We start from the raw sequence: 9,428 nt of genomic DNA, 5'->3' as shown, positions 1-9,428 counted from the left end.
TGCCTGACCAAGGGCGTGCCGTACGACGAGAGCGTCCACGTCGCCAACCGCAACCGCGCCCTCGGCCGGGTCAATCAGCCGACCAAGCTCGCTGCTTGAACCGGTGGTTGACAAAGGGTGTCTCATCGCGCTCCTCGAAGCCGCGCAGCACTGAGGTCGGGTGTAAGGAGGGGACCCTTCTTAACAGACGTCTGTCAAGAAGGGGCCCCTCCTTACACCTCAGTCGATGCCGATCGGGCCCTCGCGCGGGCCGTCCTCGGAGGCCGGCTGGACGGCCAGCGACGGGAAGTCGGCGAGCTGCCCCTCCGGCTCCGCGTCCCACTCCGGGAAGACCAGGTCGCTCTGCAGGTAGAGGCAGAGCAGTTGGGTGAGGTGGGCCAGCCCGTCCAGGTGGGTGCGCTCGTGCCCGTGGGTGGCGTCGACGCCGAAGCCGAGCAGCGCCACCCGGGCGTGCGCCCCGGCCTCGACCGCCGCCGCCACGTCCGAGCGGTAGTAGTCGAAGACGTCCCGGACCAGGTCGATGCCGTGCTCGCCGGCGATCCGGGCGAGGTTGCGGGTCAGGTGGTAGTCGAACGGGCCCACCCCGTCGCCCATCGCCAGGGTGGCCGCGTCCTCCCGGGACTGCTGGCCGGGCGCCACCACCGCGGCGTCCACCGAGACGATCTCGGCGACGTCCGGGTCGAGGCCGTGGCTGGCCCCGTGGCCGATCTCCTCGGTCACCGTGACCAGCAGGTGCGCCGTCACGGCCGGCGTCACCCCCGCCTCCACCATCGCCTTGAACGCGGTCAGCACCGCGGCCACGCCGGCCTTGTCGTCCAGGTGGCGGGACTTCACGTACCCGCTCGAAGTGATCATCGGGTTCGGCAGCAGCGCCACGAAGTCGCCCGCGTCGATGCCGAGCGCGCGCAGCCCGGCCTCGTCGGTGACCGGCTCGTCGACCCGTACCTCGACCAGTTCCCAGCCGACGCCCTGCAGGTCGACGCCCTCGTTGTAGCGGTGGCCGCTGGCCTTGAGCGGAAGGATCTGGCCGGTGACCACCCGGTCCAGGTCGTCGGTGAAGATCCGTACGTGGGCGCCCTCGGCGAACCGGGCGCTGTGCGTGCCGACCGGCGTCACCTCCAGCCGGCCGTTCTCCTTGAGCCGTTTGACCATGCCCCCGATCGTGTCGGTGTGCACCACGATCGCCCGGTCCGCGCCGGTCTCCCGCGGCCCCGGCAGGCAGGCGCCGAGCGCCCCCCGCCGGGTCAGCTTGGAGGAGATGCCGAGGGCGGAGAGCCGCTCACCGACGTACTGCTGGATGTGGTCGGTACGCCCGGACGGGCTGGGGATCTCCAGCAGCTCCAGCAGCACCTGCCGGAGGTAGTCGAGGTCGAGCTTCAGCGGATGGGGCTTGCGTGCGGTCATGCCGGAGAGCTTGCCGCACCCGCCGGTGACCAGAGTCGTTGCGGTGCCCGGGTCCCTGGGAAGAGCAGGTCGACGAAGCGCTCGGCGGTCGGCTGCGGCTCGTGGTTGGCCAGGCCGGGCCGCTCGTTCGCCTCGATGAACACGTGCTCCGGCCGGTCGGGGGCGGGGACCAGCAGGTCCAGCCCGGTGACCGGGATGCCCAGCGCCCGGCTGGCCGCCACGCACGCCTCGGCGATCTCCGGGCGCAGCTCGCCGGTCACGTCGTGGATGGTGCCGCCGGTGTGCAGGTTGGCGGTGCGCCGCACGGCCAGCACCGTCCCCTCGGGCAGCACGTCGTGCAGGTCGTACCCGGCCTCGGCGACCACCTCGCGGGTCATGTCGTCCAGCGGGATGCGGGACTCGCCGCCAGTGGCGGCGGCCCGGCGGCGGCTCTGCCGCTCGATCAGGTCGGCGATGTCGTGCACCCCGTCGCCGGTGACCTGGGCGGGCCGGCGGACGGCGGCGGCGACCACCTCGTGGTCGATCACGACCACCCGCAGGTCCTCGCCCTCGCGCAGCTCCTCGATCAGCACCTCCGGGCAGAACCGGCGGGCCAGCTCGACCGCCGCGGTCAGCGCCTGCGGCGTACCCACCCCGACGGTGATCCCGTTGCCCTGCTCGCCCCGCGCCGGCTTCACCACGACCCGGCCCACCTCGGTGAGGAAGGCGACGTCCTCGGCGTCCCCGGTGGCGGTGCGACCCCGCGGCACGGACAGCCCGGCCTCGGTGAGGATGCGCCGGGTGACCCGCTTGTCGTCGCAGCGGCTCATCGCCACCGCCGAGGTCAGCTCGGAGAGCGACTCGCGGGTGTGGATGATCCGGCCACCGCTGGTCAGCTTCAGCTCACCCCAGTGCGGGTCGGTCACCTCGACCCGGATGCCGCGCCGCATCGCCTCGTCGGCGACGATCTTCGCGTACGGGTTGAGTCGGTCGTAGCCCTCGGGCATGGCGGGCAGGAAGAGCCGCTCGTTGATCGGGTTCTTCCGCTTCACGCAGAGCGTCATGGTGCGGTAGAAGCCGAGCCGCTCGTACAGCCGGATCGCGCCGGTGTTCTCGGCCAGCACCGACAGGTCGACGAAGGCCCGGCCGCGCGCGGTGAGCCGGGCGGCCAGGTCGGTCAGCAGCGCCTGGCCGGTGCCCGGCGGCGCGCTGTTGAAGTCGACGGTCAGGCACCAGAGGCTGGCCCCGTTCTCCCGGTCGTCGAAGACCGCCACGTGGTCGACGCCGGTGATGGTGCCGACGATCTCCCCGGTGACGTCCTCGGCGACCAGGTGCAGGAACCGGTCGGTGCGGGCGTTGGCGACCAGCACCTCCACCGGCGCGGTGACCATGCCGTTGCGGGCATAGATCCGGTTCACCGCGTCGGCGTCGGCCTCGTCGCGCAGCGACCGGATGCGCAGCCCGGGGAGGTCCGAGGCGTCCAGCCCGGACGTGCCGGCGGTCGTCTCGTTGGTCGCCGCGGTCACGGCGTCGTCCGTCCGGGCCGGCCGGTCGCCGGTCAGCGGCAGCCGGTACGTCAGCGACGGGTCGATGAACAGCTCGTCGGGGAGCCGCGACACCAGCACGTGCGGGTCGCGCAGGTAGATGCAGATGTCCCGGGCGCCGGCGGCCTCCGAGCGCAGCACGTCCGCCACCGCCGCCTGATCGCCGCCGAAGGTCTGGCCGAACACCAGCCGGCCCCAACCGCAGTCGAGGACCACGCCGTCGCCGCTGGCAGGTCGCTGCGCCTCGGTCGGGCCGGGTGCCACCGGGTCGCCGCCCGGGCCGACGTGCTCCCGCCGCCGGCCCAGCACGCGTTCCCGGTCGGTGCGGGCCGTACCGGTCGCCATCGTGTCGGTCACGGTCAGTCGATTCCGTGGCTCTGGAGCCACATTTCCAGGAGTCCCAGCTGCCACAGCTTGTTTCCGTTCAATGGGGTCAGTTCGGCGTTCGGGTCGGCGAGCAGCGCGTCGACGTACTCGGTGCGGAACAGGTCCCGACGGCGGGCCTCGGGCGCGTGCAGCGCGTCGCGTACCCGATCGAGGAGTTTGCCCTCGAGGTGGGTGAGGCCCGGCACCGGAAAATAGCCCTTCGGCCGGTCGATGACCTGGTGCGGCAGGACCCGCCGGCCGATCTCCTTGAGCACGCCCTTGCCGCCCTGGGCCAGCTTCAGCTCCGGCGGACAGCTCGCGGCGAGCTCGACGAACTCGTGGTCGAGGAACGGCACCCGGGCCTCCAGCCCGTGTGCCATGGTCATGTTGTCCACCCGCTTCACCGGGTCGTCGGTCAGCATGACCTGCGTGTCGATCCGCAGGCCGGCGTCGACCGCGGTCTGCGCGCCGGGCCGGGCGAGGTGCGCGGCGACGAACTCCCGTGCCGGGTCGCCGTCCGCGAGCCACGCCGGGTTGAGCACCCGGGCCACGCCGGCCGCGTCCCGGTCGAAGAAGGCCCTCGCGTACGTCTCGAGCGCCTGCTCCCGGTCCACCCCGGCCAGCGGCGGGTACCAGTGGTAGCCGCCGAGGATCTCGTCCGCGCCCTGACCGGACTGGACCACCTTGACGTGCCGGGCGACCTCCTGGCTGAGCAGGTAGAACGCCACGCAGTCGTGGCTGACCATGGGCTCGCTCATCGCCGCGACGGCCGCCTCCAGCGGCGGGACCAGGTCCCCGCTCGGCACCCGGATCTGGTGGTGGTCGGTGTCGAAGGTCTTCGCCACCAGGTCGGAGTAGACGAACTCGTCGCCCTCCCGGCCGCCGACCGCGTCGAAGCCGATGGAGAAGGTGGACAGGCCCGAGCGGGTCTGCCCCTCCCCGGCGAGCAGCGCGACGACCAGGCTGGAGTCGAGGCCGCCGGAGAGCAGCACGCCGACCGGGACGTCGGCGACCATCCGGCGGCGTACCGCGGTGGTCAGCGACTCCAGCAGCGCGTCCTGCCAGTCCCGCTCGGACCAGCCGGCCCGCTCGTCGGCGCGGGTGAAGGCCGGGTTCCAGTAGACCCGCTCGTGGGTGCGGCCGTCGGGCTCGTACACCCGGATCGTGGCCGGCGGCAGCTTGGCCACGCCGCGCAGGATCGTCCGGGGCGGCGGCACGATGCTGTGGAAGCTCAGGTAGTGGGCCAGCGCGACCTGGTCGATGGTGGTGTCCACGCCACCGCCGGCCAGCAGCGCGGGCAGGGTGCTGGCGAAGCGGACCACGCCGGGGCCCTCGGCCAGATAGAGCGGCTTGATGCCGAGGCGGTCGCGGGCCAGCACCAGCCGGCCGGTGGCCCGCTCGGTGATCGCCACGGCGAACATGCCGATCAGGTGGTCGACGAAGTCGAGCCCCCACTCCGCGTACGCCTTGAGCACCACCTCGCTGTCGCCGGTGGAGAAGAACCGGTGGCCCTTGGCCTGCAACTCCTCGCGCAGCTCGCGGTAGTTGTAGATGCAGCCGTTGAAGACGCCGGTCAGGCCGGAGTGGGCGTCGACCAGCGGCTGCCCGCTGGCGGCGGAGAGGTCGATGATCTTCAGGCGGCGGTGCCCGAGGGCGACCGGCCCCTGGGACCAGACGCCGCTGTCATCCGGCCCCCGGTCGGTCATGGTGGCCGCCATCCGCTCCACCACCGCCACGTCGGCCCTTGAGCCGTCCCGCCGGAACTCGCCTGCCAGTCCGCACATGCCAGCCAATGCTGCCAGACCACATTGCGATTCGCCTGTTGAGATGATGACGATTGTGTGACGCAGTTGCTAGGATTCCCGCCCGCGCAGGTTACCCCCGCGTACCGCCGGACATTGCTGCCGTACGTGGCCTGAATGCCCGGATCGGACGGGTCCGGCGGTTGTGAAAAACACCCCAGCCGCCTGTTCCGCAGCGTTGATCATGAAGTTTGCGTCTGCGACACCCGGGTGACGCTACGCAAACTTCATGATCAACAAAGGGTGGGGCGGGACAGCTCCGGGCCAGGGCGGTCGCGGGGGTGCTGACGCTCGTTCTCGCTACGGGCCGGACGATGGGGACCGGTCACCCTCGGCCACCTGACGGCGGTGGGCCGGGACCCGTCCGGGCCCCGGCCCACCGGGCGTTGCTGGAGCTTCAGCCGGCCGTACGCGCCACCCCGACCGGGCAGCTCAGCCCGTTCGGCCCGTGGTTGCAGTAGCCGTTCGGGTTCTTCGTCGGGGCCAGGTACTGCTGGTGGTAGTCCTCGGCGAAGTAGTAGTCACCGAGCGGGGCGATCTCCGTGGTGATCTCGCCCTTGCCGGCGCGGGCCACGATCGGCGCGAACGCCTCCCGGGAGGCCTGCGCGGTGGCCAGCTGCTCGTCCGTGGTGGTGTAGATCGCCGACCGGTACTGGGTGCCCACGTCGTTGCCCTGGCGCATGCCCTGGGTCGGGTCGTGGTTCTCCCAGAACACCTTGAGCAGGTCCTCGTAGCTGATCCGGGTGGGGTCGTAGACCACCTGGACCACCTCGGCGTGCCCGGTCATGCCCGAGCAGACCTCCTCGTACGTCGGGTTCGGGGTGCTGCCGCCCGCGTAACCGGCGGAGGTGGTGAGCACGCCGGGCAGGGTCCAGAACAGCCGCTCGGCGCCCCAGAAGCAGCCCATCCCGAAGACCGCGACCTGCGCGCCCGCCGGGAAGGGGCCCTTCAGCGAGGACGGGAGCACCTCGTGCCGGTCGGCGATCGGCATCGCGATCGGACGGCCGGGCAGCGCCTGGTCGGGGGTCGGCAGCTCGGCCTTCATGCGGCGAAGGAACACGGTGGGACTCCTCTCGTACCTTTCCCAGCGTGCAACACCGCCGGTTCGCACTTCCTTACCCGCCCCGGCGGGTCTCAGGCCCGGCCGGTCCGCTCACAGCGCGGCGTGGACGCGCTCCGCGTACGACGTGGCCTCGGGGTCGTCCGCGTAGCGGGTGCGCGGCCAGAAGAAGCCGCGTAACCCGTCGCCCTTCGTCCGGGGCACCACGTGGGTGTGCAGGTGCGGGACGGACTGGGACACCTTGTTGTTCATCGCCACGAAGGTGCCACCTGCGCCGAGACCGCTCTCCACCGCCACCGCCAACCGGCGGACCAGCCCGAAGTAGTCGGCCAGTTCCTCGGCGGGCAGGTCGGCCAGGGTGACCAGGTGGACCCGGGGCACCACCAGCACGTGCCCCTTGAACACCGGCCGGGTGTCCAGGAACGCCACTCCGGCCGGCTCGTCGGCGACCCGGAACGCCGGCACCTCGCCGGCCACGATCCCGCAGAACACACAGCCGCTCATCCGGCCCAGGGTAGGCGCTCGGCCGGCGGCCCGCCGGGTGGCGTTAAGCGGGAGCCCCTGCTCTGCAGAATGCGTTAACCGGGGCCCCTCCTTGCACCTTCCCGGCGGTGCGGCGGGGAGGCGGACTAACGTCTGCGGAATGAGTCACGGCTTCGAGACGCTCGCCATCCACGCCGGCCAGGACCCGGAGGTCCGCACCGGCGCGGTGATCCCACCGATCTACCAGACCAGCACCTACGCCCAGGACGCCGTCGGCGCGCCCCGGCTGGGCTACGAGTACAGCCGGTCGGGCAACCCGACCCGGGACGCGCTCCAGGAGTGCCTGGCCGCGCTGGAGGGTGGCCCGGTGGGGCTCGCCTTCGCCAGCGGCCTGGCCGCCGAGGACACCCTGCTGCGGACGGTCTGCAAGCCGGGCGACCACGTGGTGATCCCGGACGACGCGTACGGCGGCACCTACCGGCTCTTCGCCAAGGTGGCCGAGCGCTGGGGGCTGGGGTTCACCCCGGCCAAGGTCTCCGACCCGGCCGCGGTCCGGGCCGCGATCCGCCCCGGCAGCACGAAGATCGTCTGGGTGGAGACGCCGACCAACCCGCTGCTCGGCATCGCCGACATCGCCGCGCTGGCCGCGGTGGCGCACGACGCCGGCGCGTTGCTGGTGGTCGACAACACCTTCGCCTCGCCGTACCTGCAGCAGCCGATCGCGCACGGCGCGGACGTGGTGGTGCACTCCACCACCAAGTACATCGGCGGGCACTCCGACGTGGTCGGTGGCGCGCTGGTCGCCGCGGACCGGGCGCTCGGCGAGGAACTGCGCTATCACCAGAACGCGATTGGCGCGATCAACGGGCCGTTCGACGCCTGGCTCACCCTGCGCGGCATCAAGACCCTCGTCGTACGGATGGACCGGCACTGCGACAACGCCGAGCGGATCGCCGCGTACCTGGAGGGGCACGCCAAGGTGGCCCAGGTGATCTACCCGGGGCTGGCCTCGCACCCCGGGCACGAGACGGCCGCGAAGCAGATGCGCCGCTTCGGCGGGATGATCTCGTTCCGTGCCGCGGGCGGCGAGGAGCAGGCCGTCGAGGTCTGCAACCGCAGCAAGCTGTTCGTGCTCGCCGAGTCACTGGGCGGCGTGGAGTCCCTGATCGAGCACCCGGGCCGGATGACACACGCGAGTGCTGCCGGCTCGCCGCTTGAAGTTCCCGGGGATCTCGTGCGACTGTCTGTCGGCATCGAGACGGTCGACGACCTGCTCGCCGATCTGGAGCAGGCGCTGGGCTGACCGCTGGCTGGGGAGGGTGGCCGTGCAGGACATCATGCCGACCTGGGTGGGGGCGACCGCGAAACAGATCGCCCGGGGCGTACGCCGGGGCGACGTCTCCGCGACCCAGGTCCTCGCCGACCACCTGGACCACATCTCCCGGGCCGACGCCGACCTCGCCGCGTTCCGCGCGGTCCGCGGTGGCGAGGCGATCACCGAGGCGGAGAAGGTCGACGAGCAGGAGGACCTGGCCAACCTGCCGCTGGCCGGGGTGCCGGTGGCGGTCAAGGAGAACACCGCGGTGGCCGGCATGCCGACCTGGAACGGGTCGGCCGCCTGCCGTACCCCGGTCGCGGAGGCCGACCACGAGGTGGTCCGGCGGTTGCGCGGCGCGGGCGCGGTGATCGTCGGGGTGACCCGGATGCCGGAACTCGGCCTCTGGGCGACCACCGACGACCCCTCGGCCGTCACCCGCAACCCGTGGGACCTCAGCCGGACGCCGGGCGGGTCGTCCGGCGGCGCCGGCGCGGCGGTGGCCGCCGGCATGGTGCCGATCGCGCACGGCAACGACGGGCTCGGCTCGATCCGCATCCCGGCCGCCTGCTGCGGGCTGGTCGGGTTGAAGCCCGGCCGGGGCGTCATCCCGTGCCAGCTCGGCGCGGAGGACTGGTTCGGCCTGACCGAGCACGGCGTGCTGACAGGTACGGTCGCCGACGCGGCGGTGGGTTTCCAGGTGCTCGCCGGGCGCCGGGTCGAGAAGCTGGTCCCGCCGCCGCGGCTGCGGGTGGGCGTCTCGCTGCGCTCCCCGGTCCGCGGCGTCACCCCGGACGAGCCCAACCGGGAGGCGGTGGCCGCCGCCGGGCGGCTGCTCGCCGCTGCCGGGCACGACACCGTGCCCGCCGACCCGGTCTACTCCACCGCGCTCGGCCTGCAGGGAATGGCCACCTGGTTCGCTGCGGCGGCTGCCGACGTCCGGGCCGCCGGGCTGGACCCGCGGGCGTTGCAGCGGCGCAGCCGCCGGCACGTGGCCATGGGCGAGTGGGCGCAGCGGCGCGGGTACGTCCGGGAGGCCGACCGGGCCGCCTGGCGGGAGCGGGCGGTGGGCTTCTTCGCCGACCACTCGGTGGACCTGCTGCTCACCCCGGCGCTGGCCGGCGCCCCGCCCGAGGCGGCGGCCTGGTCGGCGCGCTCCTGGCGGTCCAACGTCGCGGTCAACGTCCGGTACGCCCCGTACGCCGCCCCGTGGAACGTGGCCGGCCTCCCGGCCATCGTGGTGCCGGTCGGGCGCCGCCCGGACGGCCTGCCGGTCGCCGCGCAACTGGTCGGCCCGCCCGGCTCGGAGCTGCTGCTGCTCGGCGTGGCCGGGCAGTTCGAGATGCAGGCCCCGTGGCAGCGGCACGCCCAGGGCTACCCGCGCGTCGGCAGCGGCTCCGCGGCCACCACCTGACCGTCCGCGACGACGAACGCCGGTACCGCCTCGAACGGGGTATCCGATCGGCGGGTGATCG

7 protein-coding genes are annotated in these 9,428 nt (G+C 72.8%); 2 read left to right on the top strand and 5 right to left on the bottom strand.

Annotated features, from left to right (window positions below):
* Window positions 1-219: 219 nt before the first annotated feature.
* The 5 genes from AB0H57_RS23715 to AB0H57_RS23695 form a co-directional block, all read right to left on the bottom strand.
* Window positions 220-1,404: an osmoprotectant NAGGN system M42 family peptidase gene (locus AB0H57_RS23715; RefSeq protein ID WP_357509881.1), complete on the bottom strand. Its 1,185-nt coding sequence runs from the start codon at window positions 1,402-1,404 to the stop codon at window positions 220-222.
* The gene (gene ngg / locus AB0H57_RS23710) at window positions 1,401-3,284 is read right to left on the bottom strand and encodes an N-acetylglutaminylglutamine synthetase (RefSeq protein ID WP_357509879.1); all 1,884 of its coding nucleotides are present in this window, start codon (window positions 3,282-3,284) and stop codon (window positions 1,401-1,403) included. Before ngg ends, AB0H57_RS23715 begins: the two co-directional genes overlap by 4 nt.
* A gap of 2 nt (window positions 3,285-3,286) precedes the next feature.
* Window positions 3,287-5,077 carry an N-acetylglutaminylglutamine amidotransferase gene (locus AB0H57_RS23705; protein ID WP_357509877.1) on the bottom strand — a complete coding sequence of 597 codons (1,791 nt, stop codon included), beginning with the start codon at window positions 5,075-5,077 and terminating at the stop codon, window positions 3,287-3,289.
* A 415-nt stretch (window positions 5,078-5,492) separates the two neighbouring features.
* A complete protein-coding gene (gene msrA / locus AB0H57_RS23700) occupies window positions 5,493-6,155 on the bottom strand; it encodes a peptide-methionine (S)-S-oxide reductase MsrA (protein WP_357509875.1) in 663 nt (220 codons plus the stop codon).
* A gap of 93 nt (window positions 6,156-6,248) precedes the next feature.
* On the bottom strand, window positions 6,249-6,659 hold the full coding sequence (locus AB0H57_RS23695; RefSeq protein WP_357509873.1) for an HIT family protein: 411 nt from the start codon (window positions 6,657-6,659) through the stop codon (window positions 6,249-6,251).
* Between the two features lie 139 nt (window positions 6,660-6,798).
* On the opposite strand from AB0H57_RS23695, the gene AB0H57_RS23690 reads away from it, so the two are divergent.
* Entirely contained in the window at window positions 6,799-7,941 is a 1,143-nt protein-coding gene (locus AB0H57_RS23690; RefSeq protein ID WP_357509871.1) for a cystathionine gamma-synthase, read from the top strand.
* A gap of 16 nt (window positions 7,942-7,957) precedes the next feature.
* On the top strand, window positions 7,958-9,367 hold the full coding sequence (locus AB0H57_RS23685; protein ID WP_357509869.1) for an amidase family protein: 1,410 nt from the start codon (window positions 7,958-7,960) through the stop codon (window positions 9,365-9,367).
* Window positions 9,368-9,428: the final 61 nt, after the last annotated feature.

This window comes from Micromonospora sp. NPDC050686 (assembly GCF_040654475.1).
In the GTDB taxonomy this organism is placed as follows: Bacteria; Actinomycetota; Actinomycetes; order Mycobacteriales; family Micromonosporaceae; genus Micromonospora.
Note: the sequence above shows the minus strand (reverse complement) of the source record. Positions and strands in the feature narration are given on the sequence as shown.

What these genes read in the sequence shown, in the direction of transcription:
- AB0H57_RS23715 (WP_357509881.1), bottom strand. Translation starts at nt 1,404, where the DNA reads ATGACCGCACGCAAGCCCCATCCGCTGAAGCTCGACCTCGACTACCTC.
- AB0H57_RS23705 (WP_357509877.1), bottom strand. Translation starts at nt 5,077, where the DNA reads ATGTGCGGACTGGCAGGCGAGTTCCGGCGGGACGGCTCAAGGGCCGAC.
- AB0H57_RS23695 (WP_357509873.1), bottom strand. Translation starts at nt 6,659, where the DNA reads ATGAGCGGCTGTGTGTTCTGCGGGATCGTGGCCGGCGAGGTGCCGGCG.
- AB0H57_RS23690 (WP_357509871.1), top strand. Translation starts at nt 6,799, where the DNA reads ATGAGTCACGGCTTCGAGACGCTCGCCATCCACGCCGGCCAGGACCCG.